Below are 14,717 nucleotides of genomic sequence, written 5' to 3' on the forward strand. Positions count from 1 at the left end.
TTTGTTTAATGAATCTGTAGAGGAGGGACGCCGTGCAGAAACCCGACATCGTGTCCGCGGCCGAATGGGACGCCGCGCTGGAGAAGATGCTCGTCGCCGAGAAGGAATGGACCCGCCAGCGTGACCAGTTGGCGGCGATGCGCCGCCGCATGCCGTGGACGCCGGTCACCAAGGACTACACCTTCGTCGGTCCGGACGGCGAGCTCAGCCTGGCCGACTTGTTCAGTGGGCGAAGGCAACTCGTGATCTACCGGGCGTTCTTCGAGGAGGGCGTACAGGGCTGGCCCGAGCACGCCTGCCGGGGTTGTTCGATGATCGCCGACAACGTCGGCCATGTGGCCCACCTGAACGCGCGCGACACGACGCTGGCGTTCGCCTCACGCGCGCCGCAGCCCGACATCGCGCGGATGACGGCCCGGATGGGCTGGAAGATGCCCTGGTACACCATCACCGACGACTTCGACGTCGACTTCGGCGTACACGAGTGGCACGGCACCAACGCCTTCATCCGCGACGGTGACGTCATCTACCGCACCTACTTCATCAACAACCGCGGCGACGAAGCACTCGGCACCTCGTGGAGCTATCTCGACATGACGGCGCTCGGCCGGCAGGAGACCTGGGAGGACTCGCCGCCCGGATACCCGCAGGACCCGCCCTACGAATGGTGGGACTGGCATGACACCTACGGCGAGCATCAACCCTCGCGATGGTTCGGCGACCCCGATCCCAGCAAGCCCGACGATCCCCGTCCGCCCCGCACGGAAGGGTGCGCCTCCTGTGAGCGATGAAGCCCATCTCGCGGATCTCTACCAGCAGACCATGGACCGCGTCGTCGAGTTGGTCAGTGCGCCAGATGTTTCCGTCGATACTGCGGTCGCTGCTTGTCCCGGCTGGTCGGTGCGGGATGTGCTGGCACACATGGCCGGCGTCGCGCAGGACTGGGCCGCCGGGCGCCGGGTCGCCCCACCCAACGATGCCCAGACGGCAGCGCAAGTGGCTCGGTTCGACGGGTGCGGCCTCGACGACATCCTGCGGGCCTGGGGCGATGCGGCCGCCGAGCTGCCGCGGCTGGCTCAGGAAGCTATCGCCCCGCCGCTCGGCGACATCGTCGTCCACGAACATGACATCCGGGATGCGCTCGGCCGACCGGGCGCGCGTGATTCCGCTGCACTGCAGCAGGTTTCGGATCAGCTCCTGCGGATGCTGGTCACGCCGGTGCCGATGCGTGTCGTCGTCGAAGACGGTGAGTACCGGTGCGGTCCGGACGCGGAACCTGCGGTCGATCTGAAGACGACGCGATTCGAAGCGGTGCGCTGGCGCACCGGGCGGCGCAGCCGTCGTCAGATGGCGGCCATGGTGTGGTCCGGGGACGCGGCGCCGGTGCTCGATCACCTGTACCTGTTCGGACCCGCGACCGCCGATCTCGTTGAGTGACTACGGCTGAGGCTGACTCAACAACGCGACGACGGCGTCGGTCAAAGCCGCACGGGCGACGTCGAGATCCGACGTGAACCCGATCTGTCGTTCGTTGCTGAGACCGCGGATCGCGGCGGGAAGCAGGCACCGCACCCGGTGCAACTGATGCGGGTCGACGTCGAGCCCTTCCATCAGGTAATCGAAACCCTGAATCCAGTCGAGTTCGCGGGCCGCGAAAGCCGCTGCGGTGCGCGGATATTCGGCGGCGATGTCGGACCGTCGCGCCGGCAGTGACGTGCGCAGCGCGGTGAGGGCGCGGCCCTCGGTGGTGTCCAGGTAGCGCCACACGGATTCAATGGCGCCTTCCACCCGTTCGCGCAGGGTGCCGGTGAGCGGCGTCTCCGGTCCGGACGCCCAACTGCGGGAGTGGATTTCGGTGATCACTGCGACCCAGAGCCCGTCCAGGTCGGCGAACTGATGTTGCACCGTGCCCCAGGTGACGCCCGCATCCTTGGCGATGCGGTTCGCCGACACCGGCTCGCCACCGCTGTCGGCCAGACAGCGGATGGCGACGTCGAGCAGGCGGGCCCGGGTTTCCAGGCCGCGCTTGTTCAGCTTGGTGCCGGCGCCCGACTCGGTGACGACGGCCTGCCACTGCTCCCGGGCGAGGGCCGCCTGCGGGGAGTCGCGGGCCGGACGGTCAGGCAAATCGACCCGGATTCGCCGCGACGGCCCGGTGCAGCGTCGGCCGGTTGGCCCGGTAGGCCTCGACGACGGGTGCCAGTTCGTGCGGGCTGGCCCCGTGCATGATCACCGAATGCACGCCCAGATCATACTGGCGGGCAATGGTTTTCGCGCAATCCTGCGGCGAGCCCTTGGCGACGGCGTCCAGCCACTCGGTGGGGATCAGCTCGGCGATCCGCTGCAGCGTCTCGAACGACGCGCTGGCATCGATGGGCCCGGCGGTCGCCGCATCCGTGAACAGGTCGGACTGCCGGATGCGATCCCACGTCGCCCGGTCCCAGCCGTTGGCCGAGACCAGGACATCTGGGTACGCCTGCAGGTACGTCGCGAGCCGTGCGACGCCACGCCGGATCTGGTCGTCCTCGGACAACGCATCGGGGACCGTCGCCAAGCAGGCCCAGATGCGGACACTGTCCGGATCCCGGCCGGCCTTCTCCGCGCCGCGGCGTACCGCGGCGACAGACTTCTCCGTCGCCTCGTCGGAGAAGAACGTATGCAGCACAACGAAATCCGCAATCTCGCCGGCCAGTTCCATGGTCTTCGGGCCGACCGCCACCAGGCCGATCGGCGGCCCGTCTTCCAGGCCGTTCACGTGGCGCAGCATGGGCCACTTCCCGGCTGGGCCGTCGTGATCGAGGATCATCTCGCCGGCCCAGAGGCGGCGCAGGATGCCGAAGAAATCGCGCAGCCGCGCCTCGGTCACGACCGGCAGACCGATCGCCTGCCAGTAGGGCCCCATCCCGCGGCCGAACGCCATGGCGAACCGGCCCTCGGTCAGGGCATGCATCGTCGACCCGATGGTCGCGGTGACCGTGGGGTGCCGGGTGTGGTGATTGGTCGACGGCGCGATGCCCAGCGTCGTGCTGGCGCCTGCCACCGCGCCGCTGAGAACGCCCGCGTCCTTCACGGTGAAGCGCTCACCGATGTGGCAGGAGCCCAACCCGAGCGCCTCGGCATCCCGGGCCTCGGGCAGCACCACGCGGGTGTCCGCGGGATGCCGGGTGACGGCGTAGTAGCCGAGCTCGTTGAGCTGGTCCTGCGTGCTCATGGTGCGCCTTTCATCGGAGACGCTTAGCACTGTTAACCATCTAGCAGGCAATTGTCAATGAGGGTTCTCAATAACTTGGAGCGTCTGCCGATGCACCCGCCGCGTCGATGCTCGGGAACCGGGCATGCAATTGATCGATCAGGAACCGGGCCTCGTCGAGGTCGCGCCGCAGCTCCCGGGCGCGCCGGCGCATCGACCGCGCCCGCTCTGACCAGGCCGTCGCATCGGGCAGGGACTCGACCCTGGCCAGCCTGGATGCGAGGTCCCAGGCATGCCTACGCAGCTCGGCGCGCAATGCCCGAGCTTGTGCCACATCGGCATCTTCAGTCACGCCGCCATATTTACATGACGGTCAATTGGCTGCATGGCCAAATGCTTAGATTGACTTTGAATCGTGGCTCACGGCCGCTGTCGACACTGACAGGACGACGTCGACGACGGCGTCGAGGAACGCATCGTCGAACGGTTCGCCCGTCACGATCACGCGATGGTGGACCGGGCCGACGAGCCACTCGGCCAACGCGGCGACGTCGGTCTCGGGGTGCAGCTCGCCGCGTTCGATCGCGCGGAGGAACGGTTTTTGGTCGCGCGTGCGCTGATCATCGAGGTAGCGGGACCGAAATGTCTGTGCCAGTTCCGAATCGTGTTGCGCTTGCCCGATGAGTGCGCGGTAGACGGCGCCCGCGTCATCCGTGGTCAGGAAGTGCGCGGTATCGCGCAGATGTGCGCGTAGATCCGAGTCGAGGCAGCCGGTATCGGGCGGCTCCAACGCTGCGGCGGCGTCTTCGAGGAATGCGTCCATGAGGACTTCGGTCTTGGAGCCCCACCAGCGATAGACGGTCTGCTTGGCGACTCCAGCCGCTTTGGCGATGCCTTCGATGGTGACGCCGGAAAAGCCCTTTTCGACGAGCAGATCATCAGCTGCGCGCAGTACGGCTTCCCGCGCAGCTTCACTGCGACCGTGCCGGTTCCCGTGATGCGGTTGCGCGCCTGCCATGGGTCGATTGAACACCATCGTAGCTCTAGTCTAGACGCAACGTTGCGTCTACTGTAGGTCGTATGACCTCAACACTGAACCAACCGGAATACGCCTCGATCATCAATCGCCTGTTCGCCGATGCACAGTTGGACGATCAACGGCGGCAAGGATTTTCGCCGACCGACTACGACATTGCGGAACGTGCCGAGGTCTGCCAGGACTTCTACCTGTCGGTGGCTCCTGACCCGGGCCGACTGCTGTACAGCCTGGTCCGCGCAGTGAAGCCCTCGACGATCGTGGAGTACGGGATGTCGTATGGCATCTCCACCTTGCACCTGGCCGCGGCGGTCCGAGACAACGGTGTCGGGCGGATCATCACCACGGAGATGAGTTCGCGGAAGATTGCGGCGGCCCGCGCGACGTTCGCTGAGGCGGGGGTTGCCGATTTGATCACGATTCTGGAAGGTGACGCCCGCACGACCCTCGAGACCGTCACGGGTCCAGTGCAATTCGTGCTTCTCGACGGTTGGCCCGATCTGGACCTGCCGGTGTTGAAGATCCTGGAGCCGGTATTGGCGCCCGGTGCACTGATTCTCGGCGACAACGTCAGGCTCGACCCTGATCACGTCTACCGCGACTACGTCAACGCGCCGGGGAGCGGCTACGTCAGTGTCCCGATTCCGCTCGACAAGGGCATGGAATTGACCGTTCGGGTGTAGCCCGCCCTACAGCGGGCGCACCACCCGGGCGGGTGAGCCAATGGCCAGCACACGCGGCGGCAGGTCGCGGGTGACGACCGAACCGGCACCCACGACGGTGTCGGCGCCGATCGTGACGCCGGGGCACACGATGACGCCGCCGCCGAGCCACACGTTGTCACCGATCGTGATCGGCTCGGCTGCTTCCCACTTGTCTCTCCGGGGCCCCGGCTCGAGTGGGTGAGTGGCCGTCAACAGCTGCACGTTGGGTCCGATCTGGACATCGTCGCCGATGCTGATCCGCGCGACATCGAGCAGGATGAGCCCCCAGTTCGCGAAAGTGCGTGCACCGATGGTCGTTTGGTAGCCGTAGTCGCACTGCAGCGGCGGCCGGATCTCACTGCCGTCCCCGAAAGCGCCGAGGAGTTCTCGGAGTAGACGGTTGCGTTCGTCGAGGTCGGTGGGATCGAGCGCGTTGATCCGGTGGGTGAGCCGCTGTGCGTGTTTGGACTCGCGGATCAATTCGGGATCATCGGCGAGGTACAGGTCACCAGCGAGCATGCGGTCGCGCATCGAACGGGCCATGACTCCACGTTAGGTGCGCCCGGCCCGGTGAACCTTTTTGACGGCTGATTCGTTCAATTGATATGAGCATCATCGACTTCCGCCGCCGGCGCCCCGCCGCGCCGACCTTCGTGGTGGTCGACCGTCTGCACGGCCGGCGTGCCGAAGAGGTGCCCGGGGAACAGATCGCCGCCACCGTGTCGTCGTGGCTCGCCGAACTGGGTGTGGACAGCCCGCTCATCGATGCACTGGAATCGGCCGCCCAGAATCAGGACTGGCCGACCGTCTACGCCCTCGGGGAGCGGCTGTCGGTCGACGTCATGGTCGCGTAGCCGAAACCCACACGCGGTCGTCCGACGTCGCGCACAGTGGGTGCATGACAAAGTTGCGCGTTGGGAATGCCTGTGCCGCACTCGGCTTGGCCGTGTTGTCGGCACCCGTCGCAGCGGCGACGCCACCCGAGGGAGACGTCGTGCGGACCGACCTGGCGCGCGGCGACACCACGGCTCCGGTCGACATCGATACCGGTGGCGCGCCGTCGACCCTCATCATTCAGGGACTGAAGCTGGCGCCGGGCGCCAGCAGCGGCTGGCACACACATCCCGGCACCGAGTATTCGGTGATCAACACCGGTGGTGTCGTGCTGCAGACCGCGGGTGACTGTGCGGGAACCGAGTTCGCCAGTGGCCAAGCGGTTTTCATTCCCGCTGGGGTACCGCACCGGGTTGCCAACGAGAACACCGGCGCCGCCGACGTCGTCGTCACCTATACGGTGCCCGTCGATGTCCCTCTGCGGGTCGATGCACCCGACGCCTGCGCCGGCTGAGCTCAGCCCAGCGCCAGCTTCGTCGGCGCGCCGTCTATGCTCGACAGGTTCTTCTGCTGCCAGTAGTCGGCGACACCCTCCGGCCCCTTCTTCTCGGCCCAGGTGTCGAGCAGCACGCGCTCGGACTCGACCGACATGAGCGGCACGCCGAAACCGCATGAGGTCTGGACGATGTCCACGCTCAGGTCATAGATCTGACGGGCACTGATGTGCGGCGGGAACTGGCTGTAGAGCTCGTCCCAGTCCGCGTCGCCGGGCGCGACCTCACGGGCGGTGCCATACAGCCGCAGGATCATCGGCTCACGCTCGAACGAGCAGAACATCAACGTCATTCGCGGGTTGTCGAGCAGGTGCGCCGAGGTCTCGTTGCCGCTGCCGGTCAGGTTCAGCCAGGCCACCTGATGTGGCCCCAGGACGCGAAGCGAGTCCAAGCCCTTCGGCGACAGGTTGACCCGGCCGTCGCGCGCTGCGGTCGCCACGAAGTAGATGCTCTGCGCGGCGATGAACGTGCGGAACCGGTCGTTGATCTCCGGGAACTGCTTGGCCATGTGGGCATGCTTGCACGCGGGACAGGCCGGGGGCGAGCGAGTTTCAGATGCCGGGATGGGTCGCCCGTCCGCGCGGCTACGGAGCTGCGTGGGTGGCTGTGTCGTGATGCAGCTGGACTGCGGGCGCGACCCAACGACGGAGGAACGCGCGTAACTCCTTGCCGTGGCGGTCAGGGCCGCCGGGATCCAGGATGAACGACTGCAGTGTGCGCAGCATGAACTCGACGAGCTCATCGAGTTGCCGGCCACTGAATCCGGCTGCAGGCCAATCGACTTGGAAACGTTCGAGGATGGAGCGGCCGAATGTAATCGCCGTCTCGGAGGTGACGCCCGCGGCGAACGCACTCGCCCTGCCGGGATGCATGACCAGGCTCAGGTAGCGGTCGTTGGGGAGCTGTTCCAAGGTGTAGGCAATGCCTTCGATCACGGCGTCGGTGGGGTCGGTGATCGACTGCAGGTCGTCGGCCAAGCGGTCCAGAAAGCCTTCGACAGCCGACAGCGCGGTGCCCGCCATCAGCGCGTCGAGCGTCGGGAAATAGCGGTACACGGTCTGCCGGGTGATCCCGAGTTCAGTGGCCACATCGGACACGCTCACCGAACCACGCGCGTCGATCGACGAGCGGGCCGCGCTGACAATGCGGCGAACCGCCTCCTCGTCGTCGACGGGAATGTCACCAGACCAGCCGTGTCTGCGCATCACCGCATACTTCCATCCCGCCGCCCATCGCTGAACGTTACCGGCTCTTGACCATACACAGGGCCACTGATGTATGGTCCGAATATTGCCCAACGTGAAATGAGGTCAGCAATGACGGCGATCACCGAAGGACCGGTCGGCAATCAGGACGAGGCACTGACCAGGCGCGCCTTGCGCCATGCGGTCGACAAGACGACGGACATGGCTGACCGCGAACTCCGGGTGCCGTTGCACTACTACCGAGATCCGAAGATCACGGAAATCGAGGAGTCGCAGGTGCTGCGCCGCGTGCCGCTGGCGATCGTGCCGTCGGCCCAGATTCCCAACGTCAACGACTACGTCGTGCGCTCGGTGTTGGGCGACTCGCTACTGGTGACCCGCGACCGTGACGGCGTCAGTCACGTCTTCCTCAACTACTGTCGGCATCGCGGCGCGAAGCCGGCCTGCGGCTCCGGTAACGCCGCCCGGTTCACGTGCCCGTACCACGCGTGGAGCTACAAGAACACCGGCGAACTGTTCACCGTTCCCGGCAGGGCGGGGTTCGATTCGATGGACAAGGCCGATTACGGACTTGTTGAGCTGCCGAGCCAGGAGCGACATGGCTTCATCTGGGCCGTGCTGACTGCCGGCGCCGACATCGACGTCGATGGCCATCTCGGGCCCATCGGGCCGGAACTCGAGCTGATGAACTATGCCTCATACGGCTACCACACGGAGAAGGAGTTCCAGTCCCAAGTGTCGTGGAAGGGCGCCCTGGAAGCGTTCGCGGAGGGGTACCACTTCCCATTTGTCCACGGCGAGAGCGTGATTGGGCAGAACACCCTGCCCAACACCGGGGTTTACGACGAGTACGGCAAGCACCATCGCATCGGCTTTCCCTTCACCTGGGTCGCCAACCTTGCCGACGACCCGTCGGGGTCGTGGGACCCGCATCAGAACATGGGCGTCATCTACTGGATCTATCCCAACCTGATCCTGGCGAACAGCCCGGTCGGCGTCGAGATCATCGACATCTTGCCGGCCGGCGAACCGACCCGGTGCACGGTCCGGCACAGCTGGATGGGACGCGTGCCGGCCACCAATGATGAGATGCGTGCGGCGTACGACCAGGTGTACGACAACGTCCACGCCGCGGTCGTCGACGAGGACTTCGCCATGCTGCCCCAGTGCGGGGAAGGCGTCAGGCACGGCCAGCACGACCACATGATCATCGGCCGCAACGAGATTGGCGTGCAGCACATGATCAGGGTGTTCGCCGAGGAGCTCGGCGTGGCCCTCGGATAAGTACGCGCAATTCGCGGTCCCACGAGCGTCCGGGCGCTAGATTCGTGCCAAACCCGGACCGAAGAAGGTACCCATGCCGAACTCTCGCGGCCTGTTGCTCAACCCGAACGATTTCGATCCCCAGCAATTCGATCCCGAGACGCGGCGTCAGCTGCGGGCCTTGATCGATTGGTTCGAGGATCGCGGCAAGGCGCGGTTGCTGCAGGACGATCTGGACGCGACCTGGGTCGCCGACTTTCTCGAATTCATCAAGCGGGAGCGCGTTTTCGCGACGTTCCTGACGCCGTCGGAATTCGCCGACGGTGATCCGAACAAGCGCTGGGACACCTCCCGCAATGCCGTGCTCAGCGAGATCCTCGGGTTCTACGGGCTCGCGTACTGGTACGCCGAGCAGGTCACCATCCTCGGCCTCGGCCCGATCTGGCAGAGCGACAACATCAAGGCCAAGGAGCGGGCCGCCGCCCAACTCGAGGCGGGCGGGGTCATGGCGTTCGCGCTGTCCGAACGCGAGCACGGCGCCGACATCTACAACACCGACATGCTGCTGACGCCGACGTCCGACGAGGGCGTCGTGTTCCGGGCGTCGGGGGAGAAGTACTACATCGGCAACGGCAACGTCGCGGGCATGGTGTCGGTGTTCTCGCGCCGCACCGACGTCGACGGGCCCGACGGCTACGTGTGGTTCGTCGCGGACAGCGGCCATCAGAACTACCAACTGATCGACAACGTCGTGCACGGCCAGATGTTCGTCAGCACGTTCCGGCTCAACGACTATCCGGTGCACGAGGAGGACATCCTGTGCACCGGGCCGGAGGCGTTCTCGGCGGCGCTCAACACCGTCAACGTCGGCAAGTTCAACCTGTGCAGCGGCTCGATCGGTATGTGCGAGCACGCTTTCTACGAGGCGATCACGCACGCCAACAACCGGATCCTCTACGGCAACCCGGTGACCGACTTCCCGCACGTGCGTGCGTTATTCGTCGACGTCTACGCCCGGTTGATCGCGATGAAGCTGTTCAGCGACCGCGCCATCGACTACTTCCGCAGCGCCGGCCTCGACGACCGTCGGTACCTGCTGTTCAACCCCGTCACCAAGTCGAAGGTCACCTCCGAGGGCGAGCGGGTCATCACCCTGCTGTGGGATGTTCTGGCCGCCAAGGGATTCGAGAAGAACACCTACTTCAACGAGGTCAACCGCCTCATCGGTGCGCTGCCCCGGCTCGAGGGCACGGTGCACGTGAACGTCGCGCAGATCCTGAAGTTCATGCCCAACTACATGTTCAACCCGGCGAGCTACCCGGAGATCGGCACCCGCGGTGACGCGGCCGACGACGTGTTCTTCTGGGCACAGGGGCCCGCGCGCGGCGCCTCCAAGGTGCAGTTCGCGGACTGGGCGCCGGTGTACGAGCGGAACCTCGCGGTGCCGAACGTGGCCCGCTTCTACGAGCAGGTGCAGGCCTTCAAGGACCTGCTGCTGACCGCGGCACCCGACGCCGACCAGCAGCGCGACCTCGACTTCGTCCTCGTTGTCGGGCATCTGTTCACGCTCGTCGTCTACGGGCAGTTGATCCTGGAACAGGCCGAACTGACCGGTCTCGACCACGACCTGCTGGATCAGATCTTCGACTTCCAGATCCGTGACTTCTCGTCGTATGCCGTTGCGCTGCACGGCAAGCCGAGTTCCACTGTGGCGCAACAGGAGTGGGCCTTGGCGGCGATCCGCAAACCGATTGCCGATGTGGGTCGTTTCGACCGGGTCTGGGAACAGGTGGCGGCGTACGACGGTGCGTACGAGATGCGGCCCTAGAGAGGACGGAACACCGGCAGCGCCCGGTACCGCACGGTGAAGCTGGCTTCGCTCAGCGCTTCGCCCACCTCGCCGTCGTAGGCGACGGTGGTGGGTCCGTCGACCGCGACGAACCGGAACTCCGGCACCTGCAGTTCGTGATACAGCGGACTGCGTTCCAGCCGGCCCAACAGAACCGCCGTCGCGATGCGCAGCCGGCTGAACCGGCGCCCGGTTTCCAGGATTCGGACGTCGATCAAGCCGTCGTCGAGGCGCGGCCGCACCGACGGGGCGAAGCCGGACGGGAAGTACGTCGAGTTGCCCAGGAAGAATAGTTCGGTCTCAAGTGTCTTGTCGTCGTACCTGATTCGTACTGGGGCTTCCTTGCGCAGCGTCAGGTACAGCGCGTACATGCCGGCCAGGCGTTTGCCCATCCGCCGTTCGAGCTTCTCGCGCGTGCGCACGTAGTTCGGGTAGGCGCCGATGCTGGCGGTGTTGATCACCATGCGTTTCTCGTTGAGGCACACCAGATCCACGTAGGCCGCGGAGCCTTCGGCGATGGCCTTCACGGTGCGGGCCACCGAATCGCAACCGATGTCCTTGGCGAAGTGGTTGAACGTGCCGCCCGGGAACACCGCCAGCGGCACACCGGCCTCGACGGCGATGCCCGCCGCGCATGCCACCGTCCCGTCACCGCCACCGACCGCGAGCACCTCGGTGCGTGCGGCCGTCTCGCGCAATACCTTCTCGATGTCGTCGTCTTTTTGGAGCTCCACGATTTCCATGCGCGGTAAGGCTTTTCGTGCTTCGTCGATGACGCGCTTGCCCGTCCCGTCGCCGGACGCCGGGTTGATCACCAGCGCCACGCCTTCGCCCTGTGGCCTGGGCTCGGTCCGGAACCGCAACGGATCCGACGTCGGTAGCGTGGTGGCCGGAATCGTCGGGACGATGCGAGCGCCCAGGACCGCGATCGCGGCGCCGATGCCGAAGCCGGCGAACACGTCACCGGGGTAGTGCGCGCCGGTGGCCACCCGCGACAGTCCGACCAGGCCGGCGAGGAGAGCCAGCGGCAGACCGGCCGGTGCGGATTCGAGGCCGACGCCCACCGCGAATGCCGCGGCGCTCGCGGAGTGCCCTGATGGGAGGGAGTTGGAGGTGGGGACACGCTTGCTCCGCCGGACCAGCGGGATGAGGGTGCGGTCCGGGCGCGGCCGGACCCAGATTCGTTTGGCGAGCTGGTTGGTCACCAGGCTGGTCACCGCGAGGCTGACGACGCCGCGTGCCGCACCGCGGCGCACCGACTGGCTGCCGAACGCGCCCATACCGGCCGCGATGGCGAACCACAGCTTGGAATGGTCAGCCGCCCTGGTCAGGCGGGGCATCGTGGAGTCCAGGAGTGGGCTCGGCGACTCGGCTACTGCTTCGAAGACCTCACGGTCCAGACTGCCCAGGCCCTTGCCGATCGCGCGCACATCCATGGGGCCAAGGTATCTGTCGCGGGCGGATAGTGCTCGAAGCTCTTGTGACCGGATGGCCAAAGACTAACTTCTCGCGCACGCGGATTGCCTTTCGCGACGGGTGACGTGCTTCGAGCTATCGAGCGACGCGATGCCTTGATACCGCTTTCGAATATGGATATCCCGGCTTGAAGAGAGAGCGTGTATAGCCTGCCAGTGTTTGCGATGCTGGCTGGCGACACCGCATTGCGGCCTTCTGAAGACCCGGAGAAGGAACGTGGAGTATGACGTTGATGCACGGAACGTTTGGTATCAGTAGTAGGCGCACATTAATAGCGAGGTTCGGTTTACAGTGCCGAATTGGCGAACTTCACGTAGTCAGTTATACCGGGGCGAGGCATTTCACAAGACGCTAGAGTGAGTGCATTCCAAGACAACTATTCGTTATGTTTTGGCAGTACAAGTCGCGTCAGGAACGCAATCGAATTCTCGAACATCCTTTGTGTATGGAGCACCAGTGCGCCGATGCCGGTTGGAGGATCGGGGTCAGAATCGAAGTAGACGGCGTGTTCTAAAATCTTGCTTCGTATAGTGTTCCACGTGCCTCTACTGGGTATTCCGTCTGGTCCTCGGACCAAGCCGTGCGCCTTTCCGGCATACTGTTCGTCGGTGGGTGCTGAAATAACCCCAAGTGACGGGCGTACTAGGCCAGCGCTGAACCGTGCGACACCGTGTGTGTTCCAGTCCCGACATAGATTTCGAGTGGGCAGCTTGTGTCGACGCATAAGGATTTCAATCGAAATAGATAGGCCGTCAGGCTCGTCCTTGATGCTAAATGCCGCAGGTGTTGGCCGCTTTTCTCCTGTTACAGGATCGATCACCTTCAAATAATCGGGTTTGTCCGGCACTCTCCGATAAAGTCGCGCTTCGTCAGAGAATTGATCATCATCGTAGCCGCCAATTGGCCCTGTTTTTATCACAAGCGGTCAGCGAATGATGTCGCGCCAGCGCGGATTTCGGCGCTCCACTTCCTTCGAGAAATGGTTCAGGCGATTTCCAAGTTCGTTCAATGGCAGCTCGGACCCTTCGCCTGACAATGGATATCCCGAGATATTGCTTGCGCACCACCAATAGCCAGCAGATGGATAAATCTCGATTGTTAACGACATTTCCTGTGCTGCCCAGTAGAAGATCAACCCACCGTCTTCGGGCGCGATCGACGCATCGACAGTGTTTGCTTTGAAGAGAAACTTGATGAGTTGCTGTGCGCGTGCTGCGACTGACGCTTCGATCAGTCTGCCGGCCACCAGCTTACTAATTGCCGCGTAGGCACGTTGGGCTGCGTCGGTTGCTGAATTACGGGCCGAACAGTGTTCGGCCCATGTGTCAGCGCTGGTTTTGCAGGCAATTTGAGCAGTGCGGAATTTCACCCTCGGTGCATCAAGGGTTCTCGGACGCCAGCCGATGTCTACAACGGTCATTGTTGGCTCCTCCAATCCCGTTTCATCGCGTCGCTGAAACTAGCTTCAAATGTTTTGTTCTCTAGGCGGTGCGCCGAATCCATAAGATGTTGCGCAGCCGAGTTGGGATCGTCCGGGATTTGATGAGAATCGGACTTGGGCACTGCAACCACTGAGATCGTTACTTCGGAACGTTCAGCCTTTCGGCGGGTCATTTGCAACCACACGCGACGTTGCACGTCGTCTTCGTCGTCGACTCGATGTACACGGAAACCAACGTGCTCAGCGTCGTCCAAGTGATTGTTGTCGAGGTGAGTCGTTGTCGATCTCGTGAGGTAGTCGGTGAGCCAAGCTGCGCCGTCGATGTTGTCGAGGACGTTGGTGTAGTGGCACTGACAGCCTTGAACCTTCACGGAGTCGTCTGACATCTCGTCCACCGTGTCGACGAACTCAGCGAACCGATCGTTTAGCTCCGAAGCTAATGACAGGTAGCCGGGGTATTGGTTTCCATCGCCATCTGAATCGAATGTCCACGTCAATGAGAAGTGATCAAACTGGAACGCAATAGTTCGGGACAGCGAGCTGTTGGCTAGTTGCACTGCGGGCATCGGCCATGGCAGTGAAAACAGGTCGACCTCGGGAAGCAAGTCGCTGGGGCGCATCTGGGGTGACGACTGTGTGAAGCCGGGGTACTGCGTGGCCCACTTGCTCCTCAACTCAGTGAGGAGGTTGATGTCCAACTTGAGCGGGTCGATGTAGACGGTAAAGACTGCAGCTCGAACGGGAGGGCTTGTGTATTGCGCGTTGTCCACCGAGCCCACCATGCCGATCATAATTACATAAACGTGATACCTGGATGGTTTGTGCCCCCAAATCCGCTCATGCGTGTTTGTATTTTGCTTCGGTCAGAGCGCTGCGGTTGTTCGACTGACAGATCGAAGGTTGAGCCGGTGCGCTGTCCAGGCTCAGCCCTCTAGCCCGATTCGGTTGGCGACGACGTGTGACTCCAAGATCCTAGGCTGGTCACTATGGAGCGTGGAGCCGATGACGGGAATCGAACCCGCGTATTCAGCTTGCGGTCGCGCTGTCCGCTGGTGTCGTAGCGTGTCCGCTGATGTTTTGTGCCACAACCGATTACGCCATTTCGTGACACCAGCGGACACCACGCGACACCAGCGGACACTCTGGCGATTATGCGGGGAAAATA

Annotated in this window: 17 protein-coding genes; 7 read left to right on the forward strand and 10 right to left on the reverse strand. The window is 64.1% G+C overall.

What is annotated here, in order from left to right; genetic code table 11:
- The first annotated feature begins 32 nt into the window (after nucleotides 1–32).
- Nucleotides 33–791, forward strand: a complete 759-nt coding sequence (locus ACZ5IQ_RS01735) for a DUF899 domain-containing protein (protein WP_212808056.1) — start codon at nucleotides 33–35, stop codon at nucleotides 789–791.
- The gene (locus ACZ5IQ_RS01740) at nucleotides 781–1,437 is read left to right on the forward strand and encodes a maleylpyruvate isomerase N-terminal domain-containing protein (protein WP_212808057.1); all 657 of its coding nucleotides are present in this window, start codon (nucleotides 781–783) and stop codon (nucleotides 1,435–1,437) included. Before ACZ5IQ_RS01735 ends, ACZ5IQ_RS01740 begins: the two co-directional genes overlap by 11 nt.
- Here the strand turns inward: ACZ5IQ_RS01740 and ACZ5IQ_RS01745 are convergent, their stop codons facing one another.
- The 4 genes from ACZ5IQ_RS01745 to ACZ5IQ_RS01760 all read right to left on the reverse strand — a co-directional run bounded on the left by ACZ5IQ_RS01745 (nucleotide 1,438) and on the right by ACZ5IQ_RS01760 (nucleotide 4,208).
- Nucleotides 1,438–2,127, reverse strand: a complete 690-nt coding sequence (locus ACZ5IQ_RS01745; RefSeq protein WP_212808058.1) for a TetR/AcrR family transcriptional regulator — start codon at nucleotides 2,125–2,127, stop codon at nucleotides 1,438–1,440.
- Complete coding sequence (locus ACZ5IQ_RS01750; RefSeq protein ID WP_212808059.1) at nucleotides 2,120–3,211, reverse strand: TIGR03857 family LLM class F420-dependent oxidoreductase; 1,092 nt, start codon at nucleotides 3,209–3,211, stop codon at nucleotides 2,120–2,122. Before ACZ5IQ_RS01750 ends, ACZ5IQ_RS01745 begins: the two co-directional genes overlap by 8 nt.
- Nucleotides 3,212–3,278: 67 nt before the next feature.
- Nucleotides 3,279–3,542, reverse strand: a complete 264-nt coding sequence (locus tag ACZ5IQ_RS01755; protein ID WP_212808060.1) for a hypothetical protein — start codon at nucleotides 3,540–3,542, stop codon at nucleotides 3,279–3,281.
- A 45-nt stretch (nucleotides 3,543–3,587) separates the two neighbouring features.
- Nucleotides 3,588–4,208, reverse strand: a complete 621-nt coding sequence (locus ACZ5IQ_RS01760; protein ID WP_212808061.1) for a TetR/AcrR family transcriptional regulator — start codon at nucleotides 4,206–4,208, stop codon at nucleotides 3,588–3,590.
- 62 nt (nucleotides 4,209–4,270) lie between these two features.
- On the opposite strand from ACZ5IQ_RS01760, the gene ACZ5IQ_RS01765 reads away from it, so the two are divergent.
- Nucleotides 4,271–4,909, forward strand: coding sequence for an O-methyltransferase (locus tag ACZ5IQ_RS01765; RefSeq protein ID WP_212808062.1), 639 nt, complete (start codon nucleotides 4,271–4,273; stop codon nucleotides 4,907–4,909).
- Nucleotides 4,910–4,915: 6 nt separating this feature from the next.
- Here the strand turns inward: ACZ5IQ_RS01765 and ACZ5IQ_RS01770 are convergent, their stop codons facing one another.
- Nucleotides 4,916–5,473, reverse strand: a complete 558-nt coding sequence (locus tag ACZ5IQ_RS01770) for a sugar O-acetyltransferase (RefSeq protein WP_212808063.1) — start codon at nucleotides 5,471–5,473, stop codon at nucleotides 4,916–4,918.
- A 62-nt stretch (nucleotides 5,474–5,535) separates the two neighbouring features.
- On the opposite strand from ACZ5IQ_RS01770, the gene ACZ5IQ_RS01775 reads away from it, so the two are divergent.
- Together ACZ5IQ_RS01775 and ACZ5IQ_RS01780 are read left to right on the forward strand one after the other, a co-directional pair.
- On the forward strand, nucleotides 5,536–5,784 hold the full coding sequence (locus ACZ5IQ_RS01775; protein ID WP_073696691.1) for a hypothetical protein: 249 nt from the start codon (nucleotides 5,536–5,538) through the stop codon (nucleotides 5,782–5,784).
- Between the two features lie 44 nt (nucleotides 5,785–5,828).
- Entirely contained in the window at nucleotides 5,829–6,278 is a 450-nt protein-coding gene (locus ACZ5IQ_RS01780; protein WP_212808064.1) for a cupin domain-containing protein, read from the forward strand.
- A 2-nt stretch (nucleotides 6,279–6,280) separates the two neighbouring features.
- Here the strand turns inward: ACZ5IQ_RS01780 and ACZ5IQ_RS01785 are convergent, their stop codons facing one another.
- Together ACZ5IQ_RS01785 and ACZ5IQ_RS01790 are read right to left on the reverse strand one after the other, a co-directional pair.
- Nucleotides 6,281–6,826, reverse strand: a complete 546-nt coding sequence (locus ACZ5IQ_RS01785; protein ID WP_212808065.1) for a pyridoxamine 5'-phosphate oxidase family protein — start codon at nucleotides 6,824–6,826, stop codon at nucleotides 6,281–6,283.
- A 76-nt stretch (nucleotides 6,827–6,902) separates the two neighbouring features.
- Nucleotides 6,903–7,523 (reverse strand): TetR/AcrR family transcriptional regulator, encoded by a 621-nt coding sequence (locus ACZ5IQ_RS01790; RefSeq protein WP_212814437.1) that lies wholly within the window; start codon nucleotides 7,521–7,523, stop codon nucleotides 6,903–6,905.
- Between the two features lie 111 nt (nucleotides 7,524–7,634).
- On the opposite strand from ACZ5IQ_RS01790, the gene ACZ5IQ_RS01795 reads away from it, so the two are divergent.
- Nucleotides 7,635–8,807: an aromatic ring-hydroxylating oxygenase subunit alpha gene (locus ACZ5IQ_RS01795; RefSeq protein ID WP_464480700.1), complete on the forward strand. Its 1,173-nt coding sequence runs from the start codon at nucleotides 7,635–7,637 to the stop codon at nucleotides 8,805–8,807.
- A gap of 73 nt (nucleotides 8,808–8,880) precedes the next feature.
- Nucleotides 8,881–10,614: an acyl-CoA dehydrogenase family protein gene (locus ACZ5IQ_RS01800; RefSeq protein WP_464480701.1), complete on the forward strand. Its 1,734-nt coding sequence runs from the start codon at nucleotides 8,881–8,883 to the stop codon at nucleotides 10,612–10,614.
- On the opposite strand, the gene ACZ5IQ_RS01805 is transcribed toward ACZ5IQ_RS01800, so the two are convergent.
- The 3 genes from ACZ5IQ_RS01805 to ACZ5IQ_RS01815 form a co-directional block, all read right to left on the reverse strand.
- Nucleotides 10,611–12,071: a bifunctional phosphatase PAP2/diacylglycerol kinase family protein gene (locus tag ACZ5IQ_RS01805; RefSeq protein ID WP_406775390.1), complete on the reverse strand. Its 1,461-nt coding sequence runs from the start codon at nucleotides 12,069–12,071 to the stop codon at nucleotides 10,611–10,613. The two genes, ACZ5IQ_RS01800 and ACZ5IQ_RS01805, sit on opposite strands and share 4 nt — an antisense overlap.
- 965 nt (nucleotides 12,072–13,036) lie before the next feature.
- Nucleotides 13,037–13,531, reverse strand: a complete 495-nt coding sequence (locus ACZ5IQ_RS01810; RefSeq protein WP_406775388.1) for a hypothetical protein — start codon at nucleotides 13,529–13,531, stop codon at nucleotides 13,037–13,039.
- Nucleotides 13,528–14,322: a TIGR04255 family protein gene (locus ACZ5IQ_RS01815; RefSeq protein WP_406775387.1), complete on the reverse strand. Its 795-nt coding sequence runs from the start codon at nucleotides 14,320–14,322 to the stop codon at nucleotides 13,528–13,530. The genes ACZ5IQ_RS01810 and ACZ5IQ_RS01815 overlap by 4 nt, the downstream gene beginning before the upstream one ends.
- Nucleotides 14,323–14,717 lie beyond the last annotated feature (395 nt).

This window comes from Mycobacterium toneyamaense (assembly GCF_055384815.1).

What these genes read in the sequence shown, in the direction of transcription:
- ACZ5IQ_RS01750 (WP_212808059.1), bottom strand. Translation starts at nt 3,211, where the DNA reads ATGAGCACGCAGGACCAGCTCAACGAGCTCGGCTACTACGCCGTCACC.
- ACZ5IQ_RS01760 (WP_212808061.1), bottom strand. Translation starts at nt 4,208, where the DNA reads ATGGCAGGCGCGCAACCGCATCACGGGAACCGGCACGGTCGCAGTGAA.
- ACZ5IQ_RS01765 (WP_212808062.1), top strand. Translation starts at nt 4,271, where the DNA reads ATGACCTCAACACTGAACCAACCGGAATACGCCTCGATCATCAATCGC.
- ACZ5IQ_RS01770 (WP_212808063.1), bottom strand. Translation starts at nt 5,473, where the DNA reads ATGGCCCGTTCGATGCGCGACCGCATGCTCGCTGGTGACCTGTACCTC.
- ACZ5IQ_RS01775 (WP_073696691.1), top strand. Translation starts at nt 5,536, where the DNA reads ATGAGCATCATCGACTTCCGCCGCCGGCGCCCCGCCGCGCCGACCTTC.
- ACZ5IQ_RS01780 (WP_212808064.1), top strand. Translation starts at nt 5,829, where the DNA reads ATGACAAAGTTGCGCGTTGGGAATGCCTGTGCCGCACTCGGCTTGGCC.
- ACZ5IQ_RS01785 (WP_212808065.1), bottom strand. Translation starts at nt 6,826, where the DNA reads ATGGCCAAGCAGTTCCCGGAGATCAACGACCGGTTCCGCACGTTCATC.
- ACZ5IQ_RS01790 (WP_212814437.1), bottom strand. Translation starts at nt 7,523, where the DNA reads ATGCGCAGACACGGCTGGTCTGGTGACATTCCCGTCGACGACGAGGAG.
- ACZ5IQ_RS01795 (WP_464480700.1), top strand. Translation starts at nt 7,635, where the DNA reads ATGACGGCGATCACCGAAGGACCGGTCGGCAATCAGGACGAGGCACTG.
- ACZ5IQ_RS01800 (WP_464480701.1), top strand. Translation starts at nt 8,881, where the DNA reads ATGCCGAACTCTCGCGGCCTGTTGCTCAACCCGAACGATTTCGATCCC.
- ACZ5IQ_RS01805 (WP_406775390.1), bottom strand. Translation starts at nt 12,071, where the DNA reads ATGGATGTGCGCGCGATCGGCAAGGGCCTGGGCAGTCTGGACCGTGAG.
- ACZ5IQ_RS01810 (WP_406775388.1), bottom strand. Translation starts at nt 13,531, where the DNA reads ATGACCGTTGTAGACATCGGCTGGCGTCCGAGAACCCTTGATGCACCG.